This window comes from Cupriavidus sp. WKF15, assembly GCF_029278605.1.
Classification (GTDB): domain Bacteria; phylum Pseudomonadota; class Gammaproteobacteria; order Burkholderiales; family Burkholderiaceae; genus Cupriavidus.
In genome coordinates, this window is the sequence record NZ_CP119573.1 from 1,939,664 (window position 1) to 1,965,056 (window position 25,393).

The 25,393-nt window shown below is 64.5% G+C and carries 22 protein-coding genes; 16 read left to right on the plus strand and 6 right to left on the minus strand.

Translation table 11 applies throughout. From position 1 onward, the window contains the following. Positions 1-5 precede the first annotated feature (5 nt). Positions 6-797 carry a Crp/Fnr family transcriptional regulator gene (locus tag CupriaWKF_RS26175; protein ID WP_276101345.1) on the minus strand — a complete coding sequence of 264 codons (792 nt, stop codon included), beginning with the start codon at positions 795-797 and terminating at the stop codon, positions 6-8. A 163-nt stretch (positions 798-960) separates the two neighbouring features. Between CupriaWKF_RS26175 and CupriaWKF_RS26180 the strand changes: the two genes are divergently transcribed. Beyond that, positions 961-1,458, plus strand: a complete 498-nt coding sequence (locus CupriaWKF_RS26180) for an Mpo1-like protein (protein ID WP_276101346.1) — start codon at positions 961-963, stop codon at positions 1,456-1,458. A gap of 435 nt (positions 1,459-1,893) precedes the next feature. Then, on the plus strand, positions 1,894-2,355 hold the full coding sequence (locus tag CupriaWKF_RS26185; RefSeq protein WP_224079482.1) for an HU family DNA-binding protein: 462 nt from the start codon (positions 1,894-1,896) through the stop codon (positions 2,353-2,355). Between the two features lie 300 nt (positions 2,356-2,655). On the opposite strand, the gene CupriaWKF_RS26190 is transcribed toward CupriaWKF_RS26185, so the two are convergent. After that, entirely contained in the window at positions 2,656-3,027 is a 372-nt protein-coding gene (locus CupriaWKF_RS26190; protein WP_276101347.1) for a 5-carboxymethyl-2-hydroxymuconate Delta-isomerase, read from the minus strand. 145 nt (positions 3,028-3,172) lie between these two features. Between CupriaWKF_RS26190 and CupriaWKF_RS26195 the strand changes: the two genes are divergently transcribed. Together CupriaWKF_RS26195 and rocF are read left to right on the plus strand one after the other, a co-directional pair. Next, entirely contained in the window at positions 3,173-3,709 is a 537-nt protein-coding gene (locus CupriaWKF_RS26195) for an MgtC/SapB family protein (RefSeq protein WP_276101348.1), read from the plus strand. 35 nt (positions 3,710-3,744) lie between these two features. Beyond that, complete coding sequence (gene rocF, locus CupriaWKF_RS26200; protein ID WP_276101349.1) at positions 3,745-4,659, plus strand: arginase; 915 nt, start codon at positions 3,745-3,747, stop codon at positions 4,657-4,659. 72 nt (positions 4,660-4,731) lie between these two features. Here rocF and CupriaWKF_RS26205 read toward each other — a convergent pair whose 3' ends face one another. Both CupriaWKF_RS26205 and CupriaWKF_RS26210 read right to left on the minus strand, forming a co-directional pair. Continuing rightward, positions 4,732-5,325, minus strand: coding sequence for an HAD domain-containing protein (locus CupriaWKF_RS26205; protein ID WP_276101350.1), 594 nt, complete (start codon positions 5,323-5,325; stop codon positions 4,732-4,734). Between the two features lie 190 nt (positions 5,326-5,515). Next, positions 5,516-7,117 carry a methyl-accepting chemotaxis protein gene (locus CupriaWKF_RS26210; protein ID WP_276101351.1) on the minus strand — a complete coding sequence of 534 codons (1,602 nt, stop codon included), beginning with the start codon at positions 7,115-7,117 and terminating at the stop codon, positions 5,516-5,518. A gap of 301 nt (positions 7,118-7,418) precedes the next feature. On the opposite strand from CupriaWKF_RS26210, the gene CupriaWKF_RS26215 reads away from it, so the two are divergent. Beyond that, positions 7,419-9,221 carry a phosphodiesterase gene (locus CupriaWKF_RS26215; protein WP_276101352.1) on the plus strand — a complete coding sequence of 601 codons (1,803 nt, stop codon included), beginning with the start codon at positions 7,419-7,421 and terminating at the stop codon, positions 9,219-9,221. Positions 9,222-9,227: 6 nt separating this feature from the next. Here the strand turns inward: CupriaWKF_RS26215 and CupriaWKF_RS26220 are convergent, their stop codons facing one another. After that, positions 9,228-9,989, minus strand: coding sequence for a response regulator transcription factor (locus CupriaWKF_RS26220; protein WP_276101353.1), 762 nt, complete (start codon positions 9,987-9,989; stop codon positions 9,228-9,230). A gap of 268 nt (positions 9,990-10,257) precedes the next feature. Between CupriaWKF_RS26220 and cls the strand changes: the two genes are divergently transcribed. The 4 genes from cls to CupriaWKF_RS26240 all read left to right on the plus strand — a co-directional run bounded on the left by cls (position 10,258) and on the right by CupriaWKF_RS26240 (position 13,435). Next, the gene (cls, locus tag CupriaWKF_RS26225) at positions 10,258-11,691 is read left to right on the plus strand and encodes a cardiolipin synthase (RefSeq protein WP_276101354.1); all 1,434 of its coding nucleotides are present in this window, start codon (positions 10,258-10,260) and stop codon (positions 11,689-11,691) included. A 93-nt stretch (positions 11,692-11,784) separates the two neighbouring features. After that, on the plus strand, positions 11,785-12,444 hold the full coding sequence (locus CupriaWKF_RS26230) for a TetR/AcrR family transcriptional regulator (RefSeq protein ID WP_276101355.1): 660 nt from the start codon (positions 11,785-11,787) through the stop codon (positions 12,442-12,444). Positions 12,445-12,828: 384 nt separating this feature from the next. Continuing rightward, positions 12,829-13,164, plus strand: coding sequence for a hypothetical protein (locus CupriaWKF_RS26235; RefSeq protein ID WP_276101356.1), 336 nt, complete (start codon positions 12,829-12,831; stop codon positions 13,162-13,164). A gap of 76 nt (positions 13,165-13,240) precedes the next feature. Then, entirely contained in the window at positions 13,241-13,435 is a 195-nt protein-coding gene (locus CupriaWKF_RS26240) for a hypothetical protein (protein ID WP_276101357.1), read from the plus strand. Here the strand turns inward: CupriaWKF_RS26240 and CupriaWKF_RS26245 are convergent. Further along, on the minus strand, positions 13,432-13,851 hold the full coding sequence (locus CupriaWKF_RS26245) for a hypothetical protein (protein WP_276101358.1): 420 nt from the start codon (positions 13,849-13,851) through the stop codon (positions 13,432-13,434). The two genes, CupriaWKF_RS26240 and CupriaWKF_RS26245, sit on opposite strands and share 4 nt — an antisense overlap. 1,019 nt (positions 13,852-14,870) lie before the next feature. Between CupriaWKF_RS26245 and CupriaWKF_RS26250 the strand changes: the two genes are divergently transcribed. The 7 genes from CupriaWKF_RS26250 to CupriaWKF_RS26280 all read left to right on the plus strand — a co-directional run bounded on the left by CupriaWKF_RS26250 (position 14,871) and on the right by CupriaWKF_RS26280 (position 25,367). Further along, positions 14,871-18,380 (plus strand): pyruvate carboxylase, encoded by a 3,510-nt coding sequence (locus CupriaWKF_RS26250; protein WP_276101359.1) that lies wholly within the window; start codon positions 14,871-14,873, stop codon positions 18,378-18,380. A gap of 471 nt (positions 18,381-18,851) precedes the next feature. Further along, a complete protein-coding gene (locus CupriaWKF_RS26255; RefSeq protein ID WP_276101360.1) occupies positions 18,852-20,009 on the plus strand; it encodes a porin in 1,158 nt (385 codons plus the stop codon). A gap of 311 nt (positions 20,010-20,320) precedes the next feature. Continuing rightward, positions 20,321-21,301 (plus strand): quinone oxidoreductase, encoded by a 981-nt coding sequence (locus tag CupriaWKF_RS26260; RefSeq protein ID WP_276101361.1) that lies wholly within the window; start codon positions 20,321-20,323, stop codon positions 21,299-21,301. Positions 21,302-21,360: 59 nt separating this feature from the next. Beyond that, the gene (locus tag CupriaWKF_RS26265; RefSeq protein WP_276101362.1) at positions 21,361-22,422 is read left to right on the plus strand and encodes a 3-keto-5-aminohexanoate cleavage protein; all 1,062 of its coding nucleotides are present in this window, start codon (positions 21,361-21,363) and stop codon (positions 22,420-22,422) included. 44 nt (positions 22,423-22,466) lie between these two features. After that, a complete protein-coding gene (locus CupriaWKF_RS26270; protein WP_276101363.1) occupies positions 22,467-23,462 on the plus strand; it encodes a tripartite tricarboxylate transporter substrate binding protein in 996 nt (331 codons plus the stop codon). 204 nt (positions 23,463-23,666) lie between these two features. Beyond that, a complete protein-coding gene (locus CupriaWKF_RS26275) occupies positions 23,667-24,626 on the plus strand; it encodes a tripartite tricarboxylate transporter substrate binding protein (RefSeq protein ID WP_276103214.1) in 960 nt (319 codons plus the stop codon). A 93-nt stretch (positions 24,627-24,719) separates the two neighbouring features. Next, positions 24,720-25,367, plus strand: coding sequence for a DsbA family oxidoreductase (locus CupriaWKF_RS26280; RefSeq protein WP_276101364.1), 648 nt, complete (start codon positions 24,720-24,722; stop codon positions 25,365-25,367). Positions 25,368-25,393: the final 26 nt, after the last annotated feature.

Genomic DNA, 25,393 nt, shown 5'->3' on the forward strand with positions numbered 1-25,393 from the left:
CGTAATCAGTTGAGCGTTTCGAGCGCGACAAGGTCCAGCAGATCGACGCTGCCGTACCGCAGGCGCAGCAGGCCACGCGATTCAAGCTCGCGCAGTGCCTGGTTGACGGTCTGCCGCGACAGCCCGAGCATCTGCGCAAGCTGTTCCTGCGGAATCCGCACGGTCTGGACCGCGCGCGGGTGGGCGGGTGTCTCGCCCTCCGTGGAAGGCGGGTTGCCATAGCCGCGTGCGATGGCGGCTAGTCGTCTGGCAATGCGCGCGGCCGGCGGCAGCAGCTGCATTTCCTCGACAAAGTCGAAGACCATCCGCGTCTTCGCCGCGAGCAGCAGGCCGAACTCGCGCCACCATGACGGATGCTGCGCGAGCCTGCGTTCCAGGCTCGCGCGCGGGATATGCCACAACAGCGCGGCGTGCACGGCGCGCGCGTCATGGGTGCGCGGCAAGCCGTCGAACAGGCAGATTTCGCCGAACCAGGCGCCGGCTTCCAGCAGGCCGAGCAGAGCCGCCTTGCCGGACTCGCCGGCGGCATCGACCTGCATGGTGCCGCCGGCCACGCAATACAGGCCGTCGAATGCATCGCCGCGGGCAAACAAGGCTTCCCCGGCGGCCAGCTGGCGCCAGGCACCATCTTCGAGAAGCGCCTGTTGCAGCGCCTGCGGCAACTGGCAAAACCAGGCGCTCGCGCGCAGTGCGACCGCAGCGTCCGGGCGCGAAGTTTTCGGTCTGCCGCCGGGTGTGGCGCGAGGGATGCCTGACGGGCCGCGCGTGCCGCCGCTGGGGGGCTGAGCCATGCCCATGTTGTCTCCTGTCTTGTTCTGTCCGGGTTGATACGTACTGCGCGGCCTGCCTGACTGTCGAAAATCAGACAGACGCCAGGAAACCCGCCCACTACTATAAATCCACAAGACAGCGCCAGGCACGTGCCACAACCGCCCGGAGCCGCGCACAAGGAGACGCCCCATGAAAACGCTGGTCGAACATCTGGCCAACTACGCCGCCTATCACCGCGATCCCCGCAACGTCGCTACGCATTTCATCGGTATCCCGATGATCGTGCTCGCCGTCACCACGCTGCTGGGGCGGCCCGCCATACCGCTGGGCGAAGGCGCCGCCCATCTCACGCCCGCGATGGTGGTGTATGCGCTGTCGTGCCTGTTCTACCTGCGCCTGTCAGCGGGCTTCGGGCTGGCGATGGTGATGGTCCTGGCTCTGTTCCTGTATGCGGGCGCGCATCTGGCGGCGCTCCCCACGGGGGCATGGCTTGCCGCCGGTGTCGGCCTGTTTGTTGCCGGCTGGATCATCCAGTTCGTCGGCCATTACTATGAAGGCCGCAAGCCCGCCTTTGTCGACGACCTTGTCGGGCTGCTGGTCGGCCCGCTGTTCCTGGTGGCGGAAACCGCGTTCGCCTGCGGGCTGGCGGCGGATACCCGCGATGCGGTGAACGCACGGGCGTCCTGACACGACCGGCCGCGCGTTCCCGCTACGCCGGCATTGGCACTGCTGCGCGAGTGGTCGAGCGCCGATGCGAGCTTGTCGCTGATTGCGCTCGGCACCATGGCCGCCGGTCCGCCGATCGCGTCCTGGCTCGGCGAATAGTCCCTGAAAACAGGGGTAGTGAGCTTCGCCGGGGGATGCGCACCGCCGCGATTTTCTTCCCGCGGCAGATGCCTGACAACGCGAAAGTGGGGGGACGTAGGGCTCCTGCGCGTTCCTGCTGAGGTAAAGCTGCGACAAAACCCGGGGTTTTCACGGGGTTTTGGCCATTGCACGCATGAAAACCCTTTGACACACGGTTGTTTCCGCTATGATTCAGTGGCGCCGGCATGGGGTATGTGCAACGCGATGCGAAGCCATCGAACGGCCGGCTCTAATCTTCAACTCTCGTATATCGATATGGCGACCAAAGCGAAACCGACCGCGAAGACGACTGCAACCAAGCCCGCCGCCAAGAAGGCTGCGGCAACGAAGGCACCCGTGAAGGCTGCCGCCAAGAAGGCCGCGCCGGCCAAGAAGGCTGCTCCGGCTGCCGCGGTGACCCCGCGTCCGCTGAAGGACACCTTCAACAAGTCGAGCCTGGTCGCTCACCTGGTAGCCCAGACCCAGCTGGAAGCCAAGGCCGTGAAGACGGTGCTGGCCCACCTGGAAAACACCATCGTTGGCGCGCTGAACAAGAAGGGCGCTGGCGAATTCACGCTGCCGGGCCTGCTGAAGGTGACGGCGCAGCAAGTGCCGGCCAAGAAGAAGCGCTTCGGCAAGGATCCGTTCACCGGTGAAGAGCGTTGGTTCCCGGCCAAGCCGGCCAGCGTCAAGGTGAAGGTTCGCCCGCTGAAGAAGCTGAAGGACGCTGCAGCCTGATCGGCCAGTCGATCCGCATGAAGAAGGAGCCGCCAGTCGGCTCCTTTTTTATTGGAGCGGCCGGGCACTGCAGGCCGCGGGACAGGTCCGGGCGATGCTACGGCGTTCCCCCTGACTCGCCTGGACTTAACCAAGGTCAAACGGGAGGCCGGATCGGCCGTCTAGAATCCAAAACGTCATGGGTGCGGGGGCGCTCCCCATGGCAACCGGCTACCGGTGTCTTCCCGGAAGCCCTGCCCGCTGCCAGGGATGGCCGCGGGCTTTCTTTTTTGTGCGCCATGCCCCGGGCACGGTACGGCGTCAGCCGCCGACGATCTGCTTGGCGTAGCTGGCACGCTCCATTTCGCACACTTCGACGCTGATCTGCACGCTCTGTCCTTCGGCGGAGGCAGGGCGAACGGCCTCGGCAATGACATCGCAGATGGCCTGGCCCAGCGCACGCCTGACCGCGAGTTCGCGGCCATCCAGGATGGACAGGCGTGCATGCACGAAGGCGCGCTCGGCGGCCTGCACGCCCTGGCGGAACGTGGACAGGGTGATGCAGCGTGACTTGATATCGGGCTCGCCGAATTCGCCGGACGCCAGCAGCGCGGCGTTGGCCTCGTCGAGCAGTTCTTCGGGCGAACAGTTGAGGCGCGTGTTTTCGGTGATTTCGATGACGAGATGAGGCATGGCAGCGTAGGGTGAGGCGTTACAGGCCGGGCCGCTGAGGGCCGGGGGCGAGCCGCCATGATAAGGGCATTTGGCCACCATGCCCCGTTGGCTGAGGTAAGCTTGCGTCGGATCCTCCGGCGTCGGATTGGCCACAAGAACACATATGGAAACCATCAGCTTCGAAATCTTCCTGCGCCTGTTCTGCGGCTTGCTGGCGGGCGCAGTGATTGGCCTGGACCGCAACCTGCGCGGCAAGGCCGCCGGCATGCGCACACTGGGACTGGTATCTCTGGGGGCGGCAACGGCGGTATGTCTGGTGACGCAGTCCGGACATCCGATGGATGCTGTCTCGCGCGTGCTGCAGGGACTGCTGACGGGCATCGGCTTCCTGGGCGTGGGCGTGATCGCCCGCCATGGCGTGCACCAGCGCCCGCAGGGGCTGACCACGGCGGCGGCAATCTGGCTGGCAGCCATCCTGGGCGCGGCGGCGGGCGCGGGCTACTACGTGGTTGGCGGCCTGGCGCTCGTGCTTGGCATGGCGCTGCTATGGATGGGGGGGCGGCTGGAAACTCGGCTGCACCGCGTGCTGGATCCCATCAACGGTGACAAGCATGACCGTCGCAACAATGGCGACGAGGGAAAGCAGGCGAGAGGCGGCGACCGGGACGACCGCGATCACGACGACGACATTTTTCCGTAAGGCTTGGTCATCAATGCCCGGCACAGGAGGCCCCTATGAAGCCGATTACGCTGTTTGGAGCGCCGACGGATGTCGGGGCAAGCACCAGGGGCTGCACCATGGGGCCGGAGGCGCTGCGCATTGCGGACATTGTTCCGGCTCTCGTCAGGATGCAGTCGGATGTGCGTGATGCCGGAAATATCGCGGGGCCGGTCAATCCGCTGGCGCCGCCCGTGCAGGGCATGCGCCATCTCGACGAGGTGGTGGCATGGAACCGGGCCGTATTCGACACCAGCACGCGCATTCTCGAAGCGGGCAGGATGCCAGTTCTGCTGGGCGGCGACCACTGCCTGGCGGTCGGGTCGGTAAGCGCAGTGGCCCGGCACTGCCGCCTGGCTGGCCGGAAGCTTGTGGTGCTCTGGCTCGATGCGCATGCCGACGCGAATATTGGATCCAGCACGCCGACCGGCAACATGCACGGCATGCCGGTGGCCTGTCTGTGCGGCGACGGTCCCGTGCAGCTGACCATGCTCAGCGGCCAGACTCCGGCAGTGTTGCCGCAGGAAATCCGCCAGGTCGGCATCCGCAGCGTCGATGCGCAGGAGAAGCTGAGACTGCATGCGCTTGGCTTGAAGGTGTTCGATATGCGCTATATCGATGAGTACGGCATGCGCCAGACCATGGAGCAGGCGCTGACCGGCGTGGACGACGACACCCACCTGCATGTGAGCTTCGACGTGGATTTCATTGACTCCGCCATAGCGCCGGGCGTCGGCACGACGGTCCTGGGCGGGCCGACCTATCGCGAGACCCAGCTCTGCATGGAGATGATCGCCGACACGGGCAGGCTGTCGTCGCTGGACGTGATGGAACTCAATCCGGCCTGCGATGTGCGCAATGAAACGGCAAGACTTGTGGTGGACTTCCTGGAAAGCCTGTTCGGCAAGTCCACGCTGCTGCGGGCGCGCTGACGGCGCGCTGTGGGCCAAGACAAAGGAAAGGGGCGCCATGGCGCCCCTGGTACCTGGTGCGGTCGACTCTGCTCAGGCGTGCAGTGCCACGGCGGCGGCCGATTCCGCAGGCGTATCGAAGCGTGCCGGCTCTTCGCGCGCAAGCCGCTGCAGCTGGGCCAGCTTGGCCCGGAGGCCGGCGTCGAGCCGCGGAGGGGGCATCAGCGTGGATGGGCAGGCCACACCAAGAATATCCAGCGCCTGCCGGAAGTTCGCGACGGTGAGACCCTCGGCCGGATCGACGCTGACCAGGTGTTCACGCTGCGCCTCGGTCATCGACGCTGCCGGTGCGCAGGACACGATCACATACGAGGACGGCATGGGCCGGCTGTCAAAGTAAGCGGCAATCTCCGCGCCGTGGCCGCCTGCTACAGGCGGCGTCATGCCTTCCACCTGCAGGTCGAGCTGTTGGAAGATGGCTGCCGGTGTGCCGCGCCGCCAGGCGTCCGACACCACCACGCGTGCCCCGGCCAGGCCGAAGAGCCGGCGGATATAGCCGAGCGCGATGGGGTCGAAGAAGTGGACATCGCGCAAGGTGCCCGAATCGGGAACCCCGCCGAGCCGGGCCTGGGACCGGTCGGAATACAGTACGCCGGGTACGTCCAGCATGATGAGTCGTTCGGACATGATTTCCTTGGGGTTACACATCGGGTTGGTGTGAGCAAAGATTACCCGGCAACCCGGGCGCCGCGCGTAACAGCGCCGCCCGCAAGTGAAACATATCTGTAACTTCCTCGCTGAACTCGTAAATGCCGGTTACCTCTCAATATCAAATGTTTCCGGCTGACACATCTGTACCCTTATCCGCGCCCGCAGGCTAGAAGCGGAAGCGAGCCACATCCTGCTCCAGCCCTGCCGCGAGGCTGTCCAGGCGCTCGGCCTGCGCCGCCACGGTATCCACCAGCTCGGCATTTTGCTGTGCGGTTTGCTCAAGCTGCCCGACAGAATGCCCGACAGCGCGGACGGCTTGAGCCTGTTCATCGGCCAGTCCGCAAAGCTCGCTGGCCAGATCGTGGCTGTGGCCCACGGCGGCGTCGATGCGATCCATGGCGTTGACCACTTCCGTGGTCAGGTGCGCACTGCGCTCGATCTCTCGCGTGGCGTTGCCGACGATGTCGCCGATTTCTCGGGCCGAACTCGCGCTGCGCTGCGCCAATGCGCGGACTTCCTGCGCCACCACGGCGAAGCCGCGCCCGGCCGGGCCGGCGCGTGCGGCTTCGACCGCTGCATTCAGGGCGAGAATATTGGTCTGGAACGCAATGCTCTCGATCAGTGTGACGACCTCGGCGATGTGCCGCGAATGCACGTGTACGGCTTCCATGGCGCCGCTCATCTCGCGCACGACTGCCGAGCCCGAATGCGCGGCTGTGCGCGCCTGCTGTGCGACGCTGCTGGATCCGGTGGCCTGGGTGTGGGACTGTCTGACCAGCTCGGCCAGGCGGCGCACGCTCTCGGCCGCGCCCGCCAGCGCGGCGGCCTGCTGGCTGGTGCGCGCGGCGAGGTCGTGATTGCCCGCGGCGATGCCGGCGCTGGCGGCGGTAATGTCCTGGGCGGAATCGCGGATGCGTGCCAGCACGCCGGCCAACTGGTCGCGCATGCGCGAAAGCAGGCCCAGCACGCTGTGCGTGCCGCCGCTGCGCAGGCGGATCGCGCCCGTGAGGTCGCCAGCCGCAATGCGCGTGGCCGCCCCCGCGGCGTCTGCCGGTTCGCCGCCAAGCTCGGTGGTGAGGCTGCGTGCGGCGAACCATGCCAGTGCGGCTGCGGCGGCCAGGCTGGCCGCCAGCAGGCCGATCATCAGCGCCTGGGCCATGGCCTGGCGCGAACCGACGCTTGCCATGGTGTCGGCGGCCTGACGCTCCTGGCGCGCGCGTGTTGCTTCCATCATGCCGCTCAGTCTCATGAGCTGTTCCGAGACGAAATGGCCGTCCACGGAAACCGCGCTGTCGAACTGCAGCGGGTCCAGCGGTTGCTGGCGTACCAGTGCGACATAGGCTTGCAGCAGCTTGCCGGCCTGGGCGCGCTCGGGTTGGAGGCGCTCGGCCTGGGCTGGCGCAGCGCGCCGGATTCCTTCGAGCGCAGTATCGAGCCGGCCCAGCGCCGCGTCGATGTCGGCGGCAGCTTCATCGCGCTCGCTGCCGCTCGTCGCCATGGTGATGGACAACTGCGCCCGTCCCAGCCGAGCCAGCGCCGATTGCGCCCGTTCGGCGGAAATCGCCCCGTGCATGTCCTGGCGATAGAGTGCGTCGCTGCGCTGGCGCAGGTCAATGAGGTTGACAATGCCTGTCACGCCGACCGCGGCGCCGAACAGGTACACCAGCGCGAACGCGGCGCACAGTCGCGCCAGCAACGGCAGGCGCGCGAGGCGCGAGGTCCAGCGGGCCTGGCCTGGCTGGCCGGATAGCTTGAGTGTCTGCAACACGAATACGACTCCGGCGGACATGGTGCCCGCATGACGTGTCCGTCAGATCGTGCAGGCCGCAATGGGGCGACTGCGCAATCCCGGACGTTCTTGACCCGGCCGGGCGGTCGCGCTGGTTTGATGAATGGGGCGCGTGGGCCACAGCCGGCACGGATACTGGTGCAGAAATGTGACGATAGCGTGACAGGCATCAGGCGTGCTCGGTGTCACATGGGTGTCATATTGTTGTCATGAAATATGCGCCGGGCGCTTGCCCAGCAATTTTCCGGTTTTCCTCTTTATGCCAGGCTTGCCTGCCGCTATGCCTCCAGATGCCCGTCTCGAGGCAGCTATTTCCTTGCCGTCGCTGCCGCCCCTGCATGCCGTGTTCCAGCCCATCGTGCAAGCGGAGTCGGCGGAAATACTTGGCTATGAAGCGCTGATCCGCGGCCCGGCAAACTCGCCGCATGCCAGTCCGGAGGCGTTGTTCAGGCTGGCGCAGGGCTCCACGGGCACCATTGCGCTGGAGATGCATGCCGCGCGCACGGCGCTGGCGGCTTGGGGCGCGCTCGACCTGCCGGGCAAGCTCTTCCTCAATTTCAGCCCGCTTACGCTGCGGCATCTGCTTGCCGGGCGCGGCAGCGGCCTTTCCATGCTGCTTGGAGCCGGCATCGCGCCGGCGCGCCTGGTGATCGAGGTCACGGAGCAGACGCCGATCGGCGATGCGGCGAGCTTCGGTCAGGCCATGGCAGTCCTGCGCGAACTGGGCATGCAATACGCGCTCGATGACTTCGGCACCGGCCATGCGAACCTGGACCTGCTGGCCCACCTGTCGCCGCAGTTCGTGAAGATCGACAAGTCGCTGATCCGCGGCATCGCGTCGTGTTCGCGGCGGCTGGAGATCCTGCGCGGCGTGTTGCGCATGATGGAGGCGTTTGGCGGGCGTGTGATCGCCGAAGGCATTGAAGAGGAAGAAGAACTGGCCGTGATCCGCGACCTCGGCGTGGCCGGGGCGCAAGGCTACTACCTGGGGCGGCCGCAGGCCGAGCCGCCAGCGCAGGCCGGCATGCACGTCAGGCGGGTGCTGACCTCGCGCCAGATCGCGGTGTTTCCCCAGATGGTTCGTTCCGGCTGGTCGGGCATCACGGCCGGGCGGCTGCTGCGCGTGGCGCCGGCTGTCTTGCCGGGTACGGCCAATGATGACGTGCTGCAAGCGTTCCAGTCGCAGCCCGATCTGCAGGCCGTGGCGATCGTCAGCGAAGACCAGAAGCCGCTGGCCATCATCAACCGGCAGAGTTTCATGGACCGCTATGCGGCGCCGTTCCATCGCGAACTGTACGGCAAGAAGGCATGCATTACGCAGGCCAACCGCGAGCCCGCCTGCTTCGACCTGCATGCCGGGCTGGAAGCGATGACGCAGATCCTGGCTGGCGAGAATCCGCGCTCGCTGGCCGAAGGATTTGTCATCACCAGCCATGGACGCTACATGGGCCTGGGCAATGGGGCAGATCTGGTTCGCGCGATCACGGAGGTCCGCATGGAGGCTGCGCGCTATGCCAATCCGCTTACCTTCCTGCCTGGCAATATTCCGCTGAACCAGCATATCGATCGACTCATCGAGGCCGGCAATGCGTTTGTCGCATGCTATGTCGACCTGAACCACTTCAAGCCATACAACGACAAGTACGGCTATTGGGAAGGCGACGAGATGCTCAAGGGGGCCGCAGCCATCCTCACCGAGGCTTGCGACCCGGCACGCGATTTCCTTGGCCACGTCGGTGGTGACGACTTCCTGCTGCTATACCAGAGCGCGGACTGGGCAGCGCGCGTGGGTGAGGCCATTCGCCGCTTCAACGAGGCGGCGCGAGACATGTACACGCCGGCGGACCGCACCGCGGGCGGCATCCATGCCGAGGATCGCAACGGTCAGCCGGCTTTCTTCCCGCCAGTCTCGATGGCGGCAGGCGTGGTGCGAGTGGGGGCGGAGGCGGTGAATGGCATGCAGCGCGTCGGCAGCCAGCAGATCGGTGCCGCGGCCGCCGCCGCAAAGCATGCGGCCAAGCGGGCTGCGAACGGCCTTGCGGTCATCGACTTCAAGACGCTGGCAGACCGGCTGCCCGCCTAGCCAGGGTCATGGGTGAGCCAGTGCGAATGGCTTGCCGGCAAGCGGATTGGGCTGATGCATGGGGTCGTCGTCGTGGATATCCAGGCGATAGCCGTGCGCATAGACTACCGTGATCGAAATGCCGGTCTCCAGGCTGAGCCGCAAGGTCTTGCGCAGGCGCGACATCAGCCCGGCCAGGGCGCGCGACAAGGGTGGCAGTTCATGGTGCCAGATGGCCTGTTCAATGCGGCGGTTGGCCAGCACGCGGCCGGCATTGGAGAACAGCAGCATGGCAAGGTCGAATTCCTTGGGCGTCAGGGTGATGCGTTCGCCGTGCAGCAACGCGAAACGGCCCACGCTGTTGAGCTGGTACGGGCCTGCGCGCACCACCAGCCCCTGCCTCTGGCGGTCGCCCGTGGCGCGCCGGCGCAGGGCCCCGATGCGCGCAATCAGAACGCGCGCGCTGAGCGGACCGCACAGGTAGTCGTCGGCTCCGGCGTCCAGTGCTTCGACCAGTGCCTCCTCGTTGCTGCCGTCGCCAAGCATCATGATGGGCAGATCGCGCGAGCGCGCGCAGCGCACGGTGCGGATGACATCGACGGCGCTAGTGTCCGGCAGTTCGTCGTGGATCAGCAGCATGTCGTACGCAGCCTGGCTGACGCCCTGGATGAGCGCGCGCGGGGAGACAAAGACATTGCAGCGAAAGCCTGAGCGGGCCAGCAGGTCCGGTATGGTTTTGAGGTGTGCTGACTGACCGCTCAGCAGCGCGATGTTCATGGGGTCAGGCATACGATGGTGGCAGGAGTCAGGGAATCGGGTTTGCCGAAGGCATTGATCCGCAAGCGTATAAAGGCAAACGCCGCGTAACAATCGGACAAATCCGATTCCAGCCGGAACTTTGAGGTAGAGCAGAAGCGTGGCGAGATTGCGTTGGGCGGGCGCTTACCGGGTCGTAAGGGGCAATCGAGGTCGCGGAGCCGCGGCCGGCACTTCGCTGTGCCAAAATAGGACCTATCGTGATCCGGTTCCGCATGGCGCGAACCTGGGAAGCCTGCACATGCTGAGCGCGAGCGTTGTCGCGACGACCGTCCTGATCTTCCATATCATCGGCGTACTGGCCGCGTTGCACGCGGTTATGACGGTGCGCACGGCGCCGGGCGCGATCGCCTGGGCAGGATCGCTGGTGATGATGCCGTACATTGCGCTGGTGCCTTACCTGATCTTCGGCAGGAGCCGGTTTGCGGGCTATGTCAACGCGCGCCGGTTCAACGACGACCGGCTGCGGGAGATCCGCCACGGCATGACGCCCGAAGACCGCGAGGCGCGCAGCGCCTGCGTGGTGCACGCGCCGGAGCAGGTCTGCATGCGCGCGCTGCCGCGGCTGACGGGCATGCCTTGCCTGGCCAACAACGATGTGCGCCTGCTGGTCAATGGCACCGCAACTTTCGAGGCCATTTTCGAGGCGGTGGCCGCCGCCACGCGGGTGGTGATCGTCCAGTTCTTCATCGTCCACGACGACGTGCTCGGCCGGCGCCTCCAGTCGCTGTTATGCGAACGTGCACAGGCTGGCGTCAAGGTCTACTTCCTCTATGACAGCATCGGGTGCCACGCCTTGCCGCGCGGCTATGTGAAAACGCTGCTGGCGGCTGGCGTGGAGGCGCGGGCGTTTTCCACCCACCGCGGCTTTGTCAATCGATTCCAGCTCAATTTCCGCAACCATCGCAAGCTCGTCATCGTGGATGGCGCGCAGGCCTTTGTCGGCGGGCACAACGTCGGGGTCGAATATCTTGGCCAGCGGCCCCCGCTGGCGCCGTGGCGCGACACGCATATCAGGGTGCGCGGCAGTGCCGTGCTGGACCTGCAGATGGCGTTTGCCGAAGACTGGTACTGGGCCGCACGCGAAGTGCCTTACCTGTTGATGCCGCCGCCTGACGCGGGCGGCCGCATGACGTGCCAGGTGGTGCCCACCGGCCCGGCCGATGCGCAGGAGACTTGCTCGCTGTTCTTTGTCGAGGCAATCCAGGCGGCCAAGCACAGGGTCTGGATCACGTCGCCTTACTTCGTCCCGGACGAGGCGGTCTTCGCGGTGCTGCGCCTGGCGGTACTGCGCGGGGTGGACGTACGTATCCTGATCCCTGCCAGGCCGGACCATCTGGTGGTGTTTGCCGCGTCCACGCTTTATGCGCATCAGGCGGTAACCGCCGGCATCAAGCTGTACCGCTACCAGCCAGGCTTTCTCCACCAGAAAGTCATCCTGATCGACGACGAGGCGGCGGCAGTCGGTACCGCGAACCTGGACAATCGCTCGTTCCGGCTGAATTTCGAGCTGATGATCATGACGGCCGATCGGGAGTTCGCGGGGCAGGTCGCCGACATGCTGGAAAGCGATTTTGCGCAGGCGCGGCGCATCGGTGTCGAAGAGTTCCTCAGGGCACCGGCGCCGCTGCGCGTCGCCATGCACGTGGCGAAATTGTTCGCGCCGATCCTGTAGCCACAGCACCAGGGCTGCGCCGTCGCTTGCCATTGTGTACACTGTTCACTATTGGCTGTACAAGATAAGAACAGTGTGTGCTGGGGGAAAATCATGAGCCGGATCGCTTCACCTATGCCGGCCCGCGCGACGTATCGTCACGGCGACCTGCGCCGTGCGCTGCTGGAGGCTGGCATCGACCTGGCGCGCGAAGGAGGGCCGGACGCCGTCGTCTTGCGCGAAGCCACGCGCCGGGCTGGCGTGGTACCGAACGCGGCCTATCGGCACTTTTCCAGCCGGCAGGACCTGTTGCAGGCCGTGCGCGCGGCGGCACTGTCCGCGCTGGCGATCGCCATGGAGACCGAACTGGGCGGGATCCGGCCCGGCAGCAGCGCCGCGGCGCTGGCTCGCGCAAACCTGCGCGCCGTCGGCACCGGCTATCTGCGTTTTGCACTTGCCGAGCCGGGGTTGTTTCGTACGGCTTTTTCCGTGCCGGACGAGGTAGAGACCGATGCCGATCCGGCGAAGGCGGGCCATAGCGGGCTGAATCCTTTCCAATTGCTGTCGACGGCACTGGACAGGATGGCCGAGGCCGGAATCCTGCCGGCAGAGCGCCGTCCCGGCGCTGAGTACCTGGCCTGGTCCGCGGTACACGGATTGTCGATGTTGCTGCTCGACGGACCCCTGCGCGGCAGGGAGCCGGCGCAGGCCGAGGTGCTTGGGCAGCGTTTGATCGATATGGTGGAACAAGGACTACAGGCGCCAGGACGATAACCCAATCATTCACTGAAGGGCCCCGCCGGCCATGCCGGCGAAACAGCAGCGCCTGCCAAGCACGAAAAACCAACCCCTTCCAATTCCCACGATCCGGCGAAGCGAAAAAAATGCCACGATAGCGGGGACCATCGTGGCAGTGTAATGAACCAGGAAGGGGGTCCTGGCTCGTCGGGGCACCCGCGGGATGGGTGCACGGGCGAATCTATTCCGTTAGTTCTCATTAGAAAATCGGATAAGTCCTAAATTTGTCCATGAATTGTGTCTTTGGACACTAAGTCTGGCGATCCGGGGGCAGGATGCCCTCGGGATCAGTCCGGGGCACCGCGGGTCTAACGGATATAAGGTGGGCAATCCGGCCCACGCGCAGGCGTTGGATGGATCATGCGATACACGGTCGGTAGCATCTTCACGACGGCAGCGATGGCCACGCTATTGGCAGGTTGCGCGGTGTATCCGGATTATTACGGCGGCGACTATCTTGCCTACCCAGCCTATCCGGCCGGTTCTCCTTACTACAGCGGCTATCCGGTAACGCCTGGCTATCCTTACTACGGTCCGGGCTACGGTAGCTACTATGGCAGCTTTGCCATCTACAGCGGATGCTGCTGGTACGGTGGCCATGGAGGGTGGCATGGCCACGGTGGGGGCTGGCATGGCGGTTGGCGCGGGGGCGGGCGAGGTGGCTGGAGCGGTTCGCACGGCGGCCACGGGCACTAAGGCTGCGCGAGATCAATCCCGGGCGTCCGTCGATCGCTGACAGGCGCGCACAGGCCGCAAGCAGAGGAGTGTTGCCATGAGAAAACCGGTCACAGGGCATGCGCCGAAGCCAGGTCCGGCACAGGACAAGCCTGCGCCGGCAACGCCCGACGAGCAAATCGAGCGCGAGCTGGATGAGGCCCTGGAGGAAACGTTCCCCGCAAGCGATCCGGTTGCCGTCGATACCGAGGTGCTGCACCCGCGGAAACGGAAGGTGCGAAGCAAGGGCTAAGGCAACTGCCGCAATTGTCCGATCACGGACATCAGCCGCCCGTGTGCCACGATGACGCCGGATTCGTCCTGCAGGGCTTCCTGGTAGCGCTTGCGGAACGTGCCGTCTCCCTTGTCGCTGAACAGCCTTTCCGTGGCACGGGCGACGGCGCGGCAGGTTTCATCGTGATGTTCGGCGGACTCCAGTTCCTCGTCGATCTCGATGATGAGGCGCGACAGCGGGTCGAGCCAGCGGAAGAAATTGTCTTCCGTCACCAGTTGCACGAACAAGCCTGCGGGGATGGGACCATTCAGGCGCTCGTACTGCCCGCGGTCATAGCCGATGACTTCCTTGTGGACCTGCAGCAGCGCCGCGCGCAGGGCCTGCAGGCCGGAGCGGCGCGTTTCCTGGGTGGCTAGGAATTGTTCGTTGGGCATGCCCTTCTCCATGTTCATGGCCCGTGGGCAGGCAACCGGGGTCCATCCAGGGAGGGCCGCCGATGCCTGCTGAAGTATCTGGGCGCAAGCGGGCAGTTCCCTGTCGGTGCCCGGCGCCCCGCCAGTATAGGCAGGCCCGCCAGTGAGCCGCGCTAGCGATATACCCGTATTGCCGGTGGCCGGGCGCAGCATGCCGAGGCAGCCATGGATGTCACTGCCAAAGCCTCTTGTCATGACGGCCTTGGTCGCTACGGCGAAGGGTTGGTTGGAGGCGGGCCGGGCATCCTCCGGCGATCTTATGCCAGAGGCGCTGTCTAGCACCCCGCGCGCAGCAACCCGGCCCGCAGGCAGGATAGCGGTCCCTGGGAAGAGGCTTCAATGGCAGTTCGCGCGGGCGCTGCAGAGTACAGTGGGGTGAAAGAGGCAAGGCCCGGCGAGGCGTGCTAGCAGCAAGATCGCCCAGGTCCCGGCAAGGCCCAGCCGCGCGCTCGCGAGGATTGCAGGATTTCAGGGTTGAAAGCATGAATTTCGATGCTGAAAGTCCCGGTTGCCGATCAATGTAGAAATTCGCAATAAAAACAATGAGTTACGCTATTTCTGAGGCGTTGGTGCGCTTCTTGCGATGCCCATGTGCTTATGGGCACGAGGATCGTGTTCCGCATATCTCGTATCGAATGCGCCATAGAGTGGCGTCGAGGGTTATCAGGAGGAGTGCACGGTGACGTATTACGGACAGATCGATGCAGGCGCGAACCGCGAGCCTGCCGGCGAGGGGAGCAAGCTGCATGCTGGCCATGCGTGCAGGGAAAGCGGCAATTGCGCTGAGGCGCCTCCACGGCGTTCGCATTGGGCATGGGCAGTCGCAAAGGGACACCATGATTGGATGGATTCGCACACGCCGTTTGCCTGGCACGAATAGCAGTCTGTTCGCTCTGGCTCGCTAGCGGGGAGAGCTTCGCTATCCGACATCTAACCATGCCGTGCCTTTTGCGTATGGCGGACTCGTTTTCTATTGCCCCATGAACTACACCCCGATCAAGTCTCTGCTGATTGCCAACCGCTCCGAGATCGCGATTCGCGTGATGCGCGCCGCGGCCGAAATGAATATCCGGACGGTGGCGATCTATTCGAAAGAAGACCGCCTCGCGCTGCATCGCTTCAAAGCAGACGAAAGCTACCTGGTTGGCGAGGGCAAGAAGCCGCTGGCGGCCTATCTCGACATCGACGACATCCTGCGCATCGCCCGGAAGGCAAAGGTTGACGCCATCCACCCCGGCTATGGCTTTCTCTCGGAGAATCCCGATTTCGCACAAGCCGTGATCGACGCGGGGATCCGCTGGATCGGCCCGTCGCCAGAGGTCATGCGCAAGCTGGGGAACAAGGTAGCGGCTCGCAATGCGGCGATCGAGGCGGGCGTGCCGGTGATGCCGGCGACCGATCCGTTGCCCCACGACCTGGACGAGTGCAAGCGCCTGGCGGCCGGCATTGGCTATCCGCTGATGCTCAAGGCGAGCTGGGGCGGAGGCGGGCGCGGCATGCGCATGCTGGAGAACGAACAGGACCTGGAGACCGCGCTGCCGGCCGCACGCCGCGAGGCGCTGGCCGCGTTCGGCAACGACGAGGTCTATGTCGAGAAACTGGTGCGCAACGCGCGCCATGTCGAGGTGCAGGCGCTCGGCGATACGCACGGCAACCTGGTACACCTGTACGAGCGTGACTGTACCGTGCAGCGGCGCAACCAGAAGGTGGTGGAGCGCGCGCCGGCGCCTTACCTGGACGATGCCGGCCGGACGGCACTGTGCGATGCTGCCATGCGGCTGATGCGCGCAGTCGGGTACACGCATGCGGGCACGATCGAATTCCTGATGGATGCCGATTCCGGCCAGTTCTATTTCATCGAAGTCAACCCGCGCATCCAGGTCGAGCACACGGTGACCGAAATGGTGACCGGCGTCGATATCGTCAAGGCGCAGATCCGCATTACCGAGGGCGGCCATATCGGCATGACCGAGAACACGCGCGATGCCGACGGCAAGATCGTCGTGCGCGCTGCAGGCGTGCCGGAACAGTCGGGTATTTCGCTGAACGGGCATGCGCTGCAATGCCGGATCACGACCGAGGATCCCGAGAACGGCTTCCTGCCGGACTATGGCCGGCTCTCCGCCTACCGTAGCGCGGCGGGCTTCGGCGTGCGCCTGGATGCCGGTACGGCCTACGGTGGCGCCGTGATCACGCCGTACTATGACTCGCTGCTGGTCAAGGTCACCACGTGGGCACCGACTGCCCCCGAGTCGATCCGGCGCATGGACCGCGCGCTGCGCGAGTTCCGCATCCGCGGCGTCGCGTGCAACCTGCAGTTCCTCGAGAACGTCATCAACCATCCGGCCTTCCGCTCAGGCGACGTCACCACGCGCTTTATCGACAAGACGCCGGAACTGCTGGCCTTCACCAAGCGCCAGGACCGTGCGACCAAGCTGTTGCGCTATCTCGGCGATGTGTGCGTCAACGGGCATCCGGAAATGAGCGGCCGCTCGCTGCCGCCGCTGCCATTGCCGAGCCCGGTGTTGCCTGCGGTGGATACCGCAGGCCCGCTCCCCACTGGCACGCGCGACCTGCTGCGCGAACTCGGTGCGGAGAAGTTCTCGCGCTGGATGCTGGAGCAGAAGCGGGTACTGCTGACCGACACGACCATGCGCGACGCGCACCAGTCGCTGTTCGCCACGCGCATGCGTACCGCGGACATGCTGCCGATCGCGCCATTCTACGCGCGGGAACTGCCGCAGCTGTTCTCGATGGAGTGCTGGGGTGGAGCGACGTTCGACGTGGCGCTGCGCTTCCTCAAGGAAGACCCGTGGCAACGTCTTGAGCAACTGCGCGAGCGGGTGCCGAACATCCTGTTCCAGATGCTGCTGCGCGGCTCGAATGCGGTCGGCTATACGAACTATGCGGACAACGTGGTGAAATTCTTTGTCCGCCAGGCTGCCAGCGCCGGCGTGGACGTGTTCCGTGTCTTCGATTCGTTGAATTGGGTGCGCAATATGCGCGTCGCGATCGATGCCGTGTGCGAAAGCGGCGCGCTGTGCGAAGGCGCGATCTGCTATACCGGTGACATCTTCGACGGCTCCCGCCCGAAGTACGACCTGAAGTACTACGTCGGGATCGCGCGCGAACTGCAGGCTGCCGGCGTGCACGTGCTGGGCATCAAGGACATGGCGGGGATCTGCCGTCCGCAAGCCGCGGCAGCGCTCGTCAAGGCGCTCAAGGACGAGACTGGCCTGCCTGTGCACTTCCACACGCACGACACCAGCGGCATATCGGCCGCTTCCGTCCTGGCTGCCATTGGTGCGGGCTGCGATGCGGTGGATGGCGCGCTGGATGCGATGAGCGGGCTCACTTCGCAACCGAACCTGTCGAGCATCGCGGCGGCACTCGCCGGCGGCGAGCGCGACCCCGGGCTCGAGCTGGAGCGGCTGCACGAGGCGTCGATGTACTGGGAGGGCGTGCGCCGCTACTACGCACCGTTCGAATCGGAGATCCGCGCCGGCACGGCCGATGTCTACCGCCACGAGATGCCCGGCGGCCAGTACACGAACCTGCGCGAGCAGGCGCGCTCGCTCGGCATCGAGCATCGCTGGACCGAGGTGTCGCAGGCGTATGCCGAGGTCAACAAGATGTTCGGCGATATCGTCAAGGTGACGCCGACCTCCAAGGTGGTCGGCGACATGGCACTGATGATGGTGGCCAATGATATGAGTGCCGCCGATGTCTGCGATCCGGCCCGGGAGATCGCGTTTCCCGAGTCGGTGGTTTCCTTGTTCAAGGGCGAACTGGGCTTCCCGCCTGACGGATTCCCCGCGGAACTCTCGCGCAAGGTCCTGCGCGGCGAGCCGCCCGCGCCTTACCGGCCCGGCGACCAGATTCCGGCGGTGGACCTGGAGGCAGCACGCGCCGAAGCTGAAGCGGCGTGCGAACAGTCCCTCGATGACCGGCAGCTGGCGTCTTACCTGATGTACCCCAAGCAGGCGGTCGCGTACCACACGCACGTGCGGACCTACAGCGATACGTCGGTTGTGCCGACGCCGGCCTTCCTCTATGGCCTGCAGCCACAGGAGGAGGTCGCGGTCGACATCGCCCCGGGCAAGACCCTGCTCATCTCCCTGCAGGGCTCTCATCCGGACGCGGAGGAGGGCAACATCAAGGTCCAGTTCGAACTGAACGGGCAATCACGCACGGCGGTGATCGAACAGCGCCATGCCGCGCAAACCGGGCCGGCGCGTCAGGGCCGGACCGTTGCCGACCCTGGCAATCCGCTGCATATTGCCGCGCCGATGCCGGGCTCGATCGTGACCGTGGCAGTCCAGCCGGGCCAGAAGGTCGCGGCCGGCACGACACTCCTTGCGCTCGAGGCGATGAAGATGGAAACCCATATCCCGGCCGAGCGCGACTGCGAAATTGCCGCCGTGTACGTGAAGCAGGGAGACCGCGTGGCGGCGAAGGATCTGCTGATCGAACTGAAGGGAACGGATTGACAGCAGGCACAGCGCTAGCGTCCATGCTGGTCGCCAGCGCTTTGCATTGAGGACCCTGGGGCAATCACGCGATTGCCCCAGGGTTCTTTCGTTTCAGGCGTTGTCAGCGTTGGTGACACGGACGACTCGCTACTCGCTACGTCTCCCAATACCCTCATCCAGTCCTGATCACCAGGCACTTGTCTGCCCGCGCCGTGCGCACTTCTTCCTGGCCTTGAGTCCGAGGCTGCCCGATTCTCAAGCATTGTCTCCTCCGGTCTGCTGACGCTGCGGTGAGTTCAAGACGTGGTTTTTTGCCGACGCGTATCTGGCATTCACGGTTTCCAGGCTTGTCTTGTCTGGACACGGACTTGTCAATTCGTGACTTCCGGGAAGTCGCTGCGTCGCGCGACGGCAATGTTCCTTAGCATTGCCTCGCCATAGCGAGATGGCAGGACGATTCAAACAGAGAAAGGTGGAGGAGAGAACGGAATGAAGAAGACGATGATTGGCCTGGCGGCTGCTTGTGCCTGTGGAGCCGCCCAAGCGCAATCCAGCGTGACGTTGTACGGCGTGGTCGACGTGAACGTCGAATATGTCAATCACGTCGGAGCGGTGCCCTCGGCGAGTAATGGCTTCAACCCGGGCCAGGGCGGCAAGGTCATTCGCGAGGACGCTGGTGGATACTCCGGCTCTCGCTGGGGCCTTCGTGGCACGGAAGACCTGGGGGGAGGGCTGAAGTCGATCTTCGTCCTGGAGAGCGGCTTCAATTCCGATGCCGGCACCTCGCAACAGGGTGGCCGCCTGTTTGGCCGCCAGGCCTTCGTTGGTCTTGCTGCGCCATACGGCCAGCTTACCTTTGGCCGTCAGTACACTTCCATGTTCTCTACGCTGGCCAACTTTGTGCCGGCGCGATACGCCACGCAGTATGAGCCCGTTGGCGTGATCGCCGGCGGCAACTTCCGCGAAGACAACACCGCGAAATATACGGGCACGTTCGGGGGCCTCACCGTCAATGCAAACTGGTCGTTCGGCGTGGGGACGACGCTTCCGCAAGTCACCTCGACCGTGCCGGCTGCGGGCGGAAATGGCGAGGTGCCGGGACAGTTCCGTCGCGACTCCGCCTATGGCGCTGGTGCGAGCTATCTTGCCGGGCCTTTCGGGGTGGGCATCGCGTATGACCAGTGGAATCCGACCATCGGAACCGGCAACGGGGCTTTCAAGAAGGCTGCGGTCATGGCCAGCTTTGCTTTCAATGACACCGCAAGGGTAATGGGCGGCTACCGCTGGGGCCAGAACAAGAGCCAGAACGGTACGCTGATTCTGCGCGACGATTTCTACTGGATCGGCGGTCAATACCGCTTGTCTTCCGCAATCGACTTTACGCTCGAGTACGACTATCAGAATGTAAAAAATCTCGGCGGCAACACTGGCCTGGCCAATCCATGGCAGATCGCCCTGATTGCCGACTATGCGTTCTCGAAGCGTACGGACGTTTATCTGACCACGGCCTATTCCAGGAACGGCGGTCTGGCCATGGAATCGGCCGCGAGCAACTTTGCCACCAGCCTGACGCTGAACAGTTACGCCCTGCCGAATGGCAAGACGTCAATGTTCGGCGCTGCCGTGGGTATCCGTCACATTTTCTGAGCCTGACGGGAGCCGGAAGCAGGGCTCGCCCAGCACATACAAGCGCCAGCGCGCTCTGCCGCAGTCCCGGGCAGAGCGCGCTGGCGCTTGTGCCCGGCCTTTTCGCGCTGAGCGAGGCGTGGCATCGACGCCCGGATTGATGCTGCGGACAAGCCACGACACCGGCGCCGGGGTGTCACAAAAGGAAAAGACCAAGACGTGAACGGCAAAGCGGAAAGTTGCGCCAGGCCAGAAGATTCAGTTGTCCTTTGGCGAGCCCGAGCGGCAAGCCGCAGGTGAACAGTCAACTCTGAAAAAAAACAGGAGACGACATGGCGAAAGTCGTGAAGTTTTACGAGACAGGCGGCCCCGATGTCCTTCGCTTTGAGGACATCAGTGTTGGCGAGCCGGGGCCGGGCGAAGTCCGCCTCCGTCACGCGGCCGTAGGCCTGAATTTCGCCGACACTTACTTCCGCAGCGGTACTTACCAGGTTCCGCTGCCCAGCGGCCTTGGCAACGAAGCCGCCGGCGTTATTGAGGCAGTGGGTGCCGGCGTCAAGCATCTGGCAGTTGGCGATCGCGTGACTTATACGGGCTTTACCAACACGCTCGGCGCCTACAGCACTGAGCGGCTGATCTCTGCCGCACCGCTGATCAAGCTGCCGCAGTCAATCAGTTGCGAGGTCGCCGCGGCCATGACGATGCGGGGCTTGTCAGCGGCCTACCTGATGCGCCGCATCTACCCGTTCAAGTCGGGCGACACCATTCTGCTGCACGCCGCGGCGGGTGGTGCCGGGCTGATCATTTCGCAATGGGCCAAGCTGCTTGGGCTGACCGTGATCGGCACGGTATCCACCGATGCCAAGGCCGAAGTGGCGCGTGCGCATGGCTGCGATCACACGATCAATTACAGCCATGAGGACGTAGCGAAGCGCGTGCGGGAACTGACGGATGGCGTGGGCGTGTCCGTGGTGTTCGACAGCGTGGGCAAGGATACCTTCATGTCCTCGCTGGACTCGCTCAAGCGCCGTGGCCTGCTGGTATGCGTGGGTTTCGCCTCCGGCCCGGTCACGGGGTTCGATCCGGCGATCCTGGCCCGCAAAGGCTCGGCATACCTGACTCGCCCCGGCCTGGCGGACTATATCGCCGATCCTGCCGAAAAGGCGGAACTGGTCGACGAGTTGTTCGGCCACGTGGCGGCAAGCCGCATCCGCATCGAGATCAACCAGCGCTATGCGCTGGAGGACGCCGCGCAGGCACATCGGGATCTCGAATCCCGAAAGACCACCGGCTCATCCATTTTCATGATCTGACAGTTTCCCATCTGGTTCGACATTCTCAAGATTCACATCTCAACTGGAGATCCATCAACATGAACTTCCTCGACGGCCACCTGTATCCCGAGAACCAGCAACCGCTGATCATCACCGCCGCTCCCTACGCGCCGGGCTGGATTCCTTCGGACTTCCCGGAAGACATCCCCGTCACCATGGCGGATCAGATCCAGAAGGCGGTGGATTGCTACGAAGCCGGTGCGCGCGTGCTGCATCTGCACGTGCGCGAAGAAGATGGCAAGGGCAGCAAGCGCCTATCCAAGTTCAACGAACTGATCGCCGGGGTGCGCGCCGCCTGCCCGGAAATGGTCATCCAGGTGGGGGGCTCCATCAGCTTCGCGCCCGAAGAAGGGCAGGCCGCCAAATGGCTCAGCGATGACACGCGCCATATGCTGGCTGAACTCGATCCGAAGCCCGACCAGGTGACGGTGACCGTCAACACGTCGCAGATGAACGTGACGGAACATGCCGGTGTGGATGACTTCAAGGGCGTTTCGCGAGGATTCCCGCACCTCTACGATACCTACAAGGACATGGTCGTGCCCTCGAATCCGAGCTGGTACGAGGAGCACGTTCGACGCCTGACAGCCGCCGGAATTCAAAGCGAGTTCCAGTGCTACAACATCAACAGCTTTGAAACCATCGAGCGGATGATTCGCCGCGGCGTCTACAAGGGCCCGCTGGTGATGAACTGGGTGGCGATCAGCGGCGGCATGGACCAGGCGAACATCTACAACCTGGCAAACATCCTGCGTGCTGTGCCGGACGGCGCCGTGCTAACGGTGGAGAGTTCGGTGCTGAACGTGCTGCCCATCAACATGATCGGCATGGCTCTGGGCCTGCACGTGCGGTGTGGCATCGAGGATGTACTCTGGAACCAGACCCGCACGGGCAAGATGAGCACGGTCGAGCAGATCAAGCAACTGGTGCGTATCGCCGGCGAGTTTGGCCGCCCCATCGCGACAGCGCAGCAGACCCGCGAGATCCTGCAGCTTGGCGTGTTCTACGACACGGTAGAAGAAACGCTTCAGAAGAATGGCTTCGCCCCCAATCGTAACGGCGGCCACCAGGGCTTCCTGCGCAAGTTCGAATGCCAGTAAAGCGGCTTTGAGGGCGCTGACAGAAAATTACATGGAGGTAGACAATGGCATTCCGAATTCAACAGCGGGTTGCGGTCACGCTGGGCACGGGAGCGCTCCTGGCGCTGTGCGCTTCCGGCTGGGTCCAGGCGGAGGAGGCCTGGCCAGCACGCCCGATCCAGATGATCGTTGCGTCGTCGGCGGGATCAGGAACCGATGCCCTGGCACGCGTGATGGCGCAACGCCTGACGGCAGTCTTGAAGCAGCCAGTCGTGATTGAAAACCGGCCAGGCGGCAGTGGAGTCATCGGAACCAACGCTGTGGTCAAGGCGCCGGCCGACGGATACACGATTCTCTACACCACGGCATCGAACCAGGTCGTCGCCCCGGCCGTTCTGAAGACCATCCCATATGATCCGCAGAAGAGCCTTGTCCCGATCGCCGAGACGGCCGAGGGTGGCGTGATGTTGCTGGTGAGCATTGACCTGCCGGTCCACAACCTGCAGGAGCTTATCCAGCTGGTGAAGGCGAATCCGGATAAGTACAGCTACGCGAGCTGGGCCACGGGATCTTCAGGGCAGCTGACCATGGAGTGGCTCAAGAAGCAGACCGGCATGAAGACCGATCACGTCGCCTATCGGACCTCGAACCAGCTGTTGACCGACCTGTCCTCGGGTGTCGTGAAAATCGGTTGGACCGATCCGGCCGCGCCCGTTCCCTTCCTGCGTTCCGGGAAGGTCCGTGCCATTGCCATTACTGGCAATGTGCGCGCGCCGCAGCTTCCTGACGTCAAGACCATGGGTGAACAGGGCTACAAGTTCGATGCGGTGGGCTGGTTCGGCATGTTCGCGCCGGCGGGAACCAACCCGGCGATCGTGAAGAGGCTGGCCGATGAAGCCAACAAGGTCCAGGCGTCCCCCGAGCTGGCGGCCATGATGAAATCGATGAACTTTGGCCCGCCGCCGATGAAGACCTCGGTGCAGTTCGGCGAGACTGTCAGCCGCGATCTGCAAGTCTGGTCGAAGATCGCAACCGACGCAAAGATCCGCCTGGACGAATGAACGGTGCGGCGCACGGGGGCGTCGACAACAGGTCCCACCCGGCCACGCTCAGCGCGCTGTCGTCAATTGTCAAATGCAGGGCGCACAAGGCAAAGCGGGAAGCATCGCCAGGCAGGATGATACGGATCCGCTGCGCTCGCCAGCGGCCGGTCCGACTGAATGGAGACTGCATTGAACTGCTTCACACAGATAGTGCGCCAGGGCATGGCGCTTACGCTTGCCTTTGGCGCACTGATGCCGGCCATGGATGGCGCCCGCGCCGCCGAATGGCCCACCAAACCTGTGCGCATACTGGTAGGCGCGCCTCCGGGCGGTACCGCGGATATGGTGGCGCGCCTGGTTGCCCATGAGCTCGAGGCTCCGCTCGGCCAGGCGGTGATCGTCGATTACAAGCCTGGCGCGGGCGGCACCATCGCCGTTCAGAGCATGCTGTCTTCGCCGCGCGATGGCTACACGTTTCTCCTGATCCAGAAGGGGATCGCCTCGGAAGTCCCGCACGTCATCAAGGCGCCGTACGACCCGTTCAAGGATATTGTCCCGATTGCCCAGCTTGCGCGCTCCAGCCTCATTCTGGTCGGGAATCCCGGCCTGCGCGCGAAGAATCTCGGGGAGCTGGTCACGTACATCAAGGCGAACCCGGGCAAGGTCGACTATGCAAACTTCGGTGTCGGCACGCGTGGCCATACGATGGGCGTGCAATTCAATCGCCTCGCCGGGCTCGATGCGGGCACGGTGAACTACAAGGGTTCGCCGCCCGCTCTGCAGGATGTCATGGGCGGACAAGTACCCCTGATGTTCGACGGCCCGGCGACTTCGTTGCCCTTCATCAAGGCCGGGAAGCTCAGGGCCTATGCCGTGGCTTCGCCCAGGCGCATGGCGGCACTGCCCGGTGTTCCCACCTTTTCCGAGTTGGGATATCCCGACCTCAGCGACGTGAGCTGGATGGGACTCTGGTCGGCGTCTGGCGTACCGCCTGCCGTGATCGCCAGGATGCGCGAGGCTGTGTTCAAGGTAACGCAATCGCCCGCGCTGCGCCCAAGGCTCGAAGCGATGGGCATGGAGCCCGGCTCGCTGGCCACTACTGAAGAGCTCTTGAAGGATATGCGCGAATCCTACGAGCGCCAGGGCAAGCTGTTGCGCTCCATCAACTTCACTCCGGACTGACGGCGGCGGGGTTGTGGAAGTCGCGCTTGCGCGCCTTCGGACAACCCTTGCTCGTCCAATGGCCAGCGCCGTCAACGATCGCACCAGACCTCAATGACTCAAGCACTCACGATCGACTTTGTCTCCGATATCGCCTGCCCGTGGTGTGCCATCGGCTTGTCGTCGCTCAAGCAGGCGCTGGAGCAACTCGGAGACGAAGTGGATGCCGAGATCGTCGTGCATCCGTTCGAGTTGAATCCCGACATGCCGCCGGAAGGGCAGACCCTTCTCGACTACGCCAGCAAGAAAAACGGCAGCACGGCCGCGCAAGTCGCCGAGAGGCAGGCGCTGATCCGCGACCGCGGTGCCAGCGCGGGCTTCACCTTCGCCCCCAGGACGCACGTCTACAACACCTTCGATGGTCATCGGCTGCTGCACTGGGCGGGCGTGCAGGGCAAGAAGCTTGCGCTCAAGGAGGCGCTGCTGAAGGCCTATCACGGCAGCGGCAAGGACCCCAGCAATCACGAGGTGCTGCTGGAAGCGGCCCGATCGGTGGGGCTCGATGCCACGCAAGCGCAACGCGTGCTGGAGAGCGGCGAGTATGCCGACGAGGTGCGCGGCGAGGTGGCGCAATTCCAGTCGATGGGGATCAGCTCCGTTCCGTCGATCATTTTCGACAAGCGCTATCTCGTCTCGGGTGGACAGCCGGCCGAGGCCTTCCTGCGGATCATCCGCGAGGTGCTGGCGAAGCGCGAAGGCTGACGGCGGCGAGGGCGGTCGCCGCTCCG

Coding starts and splice junctions, on each gene's coding strand:
- CupriaWKF_RS26175 (WP_276101345.1), bottom strand. CDS start 797: ATGGGCATGGCTCAGCCCCCCAGCGGCGGCACGCGCGGCCCGTCAGGC.
- CupriaWKF_RS26180 (WP_276101346.1), top strand. CDS start 961: ATGAAAACGCTGGTCGAACATCTGGCCAACTACGCCGCCTATCACCGC.
- CupriaWKF_RS26185 (WP_224079482.1), top strand. CDS start 1,894: ATGGCGACCAAAGCGAAACCGACCGCGAAGACGACTGCAACCAAGCCC.
- CupriaWKF_RS26190 (WP_276101347.1), bottom strand. CDS start 3,027: ATGCCTCATCTCGTCATCGAAATCACCGAAAACACGCGCCTCAACTGT.
- CupriaWKF_RS26195 (WP_276101348.1), top strand. CDS start 3,173: ATGGAAACCATCAGCTTCGAAATCTTCCTGCGCCTGTTCTGCGGCTTG.
- rocF (WP_276101349.1), top strand. CDS start 3,745: ATGAAGCCGATTACGCTGTTTGGAGCGCCGACGGATGTCGGGGCAAGC.
- CupriaWKF_RS26205 (WP_276101350.1), bottom strand. CDS start 5,325: ATGTCCGAACGACTCATCATGCTGGACGTACCCGGCGTACTGTATTCC.
- CupriaWKF_RS26215 (WP_276101352.1), top strand. CDS start 7,419: ATGCCTCCAGATGCCCGTCTCGAGGCAGCTATTTCCTTGCCGTCGCTG.
- CupriaWKF_RS26220 (WP_276101353.1), bottom strand. CDS start 9,989: ATGCCTGACCCCATGAACATCGCGCTGCTGAGCGGTCAGTCAGCACAC.
- cls (WP_276101354.1), top strand. CDS start 10,258: ATGCTGAGCGCGAGCGTTGTCGCGACGACCGTCCTGATCTTCCATATC.
- CupriaWKF_RS26230 (WP_276101355.1), top strand. CDS start 11,785: ATGAGCCGGATCGCTTCACCTATGCCGGCCCGCGCGACGTATCGTCAC.
- CupriaWKF_RS26235 (WP_276101356.1), top strand. CDS start 12,829: ATGCGATACACGGTCGGTAGCATCTTCACGACGGCAGCGATGGCCACG.
- CupriaWKF_RS26240 (WP_276101357.1), top strand. CDS start 13,241: ATGAGAAAACCGGTCACAGGGCATGCGCCGAAGCCAGGTCCGGCACAG.
- CupriaWKF_RS26245 (WP_276101358.1), bottom strand. CDS start 13,851: ATGCCCAACGAACAATTCCTAGCCACCCAGGAAACGCGCCGCTCCGGC.
- CupriaWKF_RS26250 (WP_276101359.1), top strand. CDS start 14,871: ATGAACTACACCCCGATCAAGTCTCTGCTGATTGCCAACCGCTCCGAG.
- CupriaWKF_RS26255 (WP_276101360.1), top strand. CDS start 18,852: ATGAAGAAGACGATGATTGGCCTGGCGGCTGCTTGTGCCTGTGGAGCC.
- CupriaWKF_RS26260 (WP_276101361.1), top strand. CDS start 20,321: ATGGCGAAAGTCGTGAAGTTTTACGAGACAGGCGGCCCCGATGTCCTT.
- CupriaWKF_RS26265 (WP_276101362.1), top strand. CDS start 21,361: ATGAACTTCCTCGACGGCCACCTGTATCCCGAGAACCAGCAACCGCTG.
- CupriaWKF_RS26270 (WP_276101363.1), top strand. CDS start 22,467: ATGGCATTCCGAATTCAACAGCGGGTTGCGGTCACGCTGGGCACGGGA.
- CupriaWKF_RS26275 (WP_276103214.1), top strand. CDS start 23,667: ATGGCGCTTACGCTTGCCTTTGGCGCACTGATGCCGGCCATGGATGGC.
- CupriaWKF_RS26280 (WP_276101364.1), top strand. CDS start 24,720: ATGACTCAAGCACTCACGATCGACTTTGTCTCCGATATCGCCTGCCCG.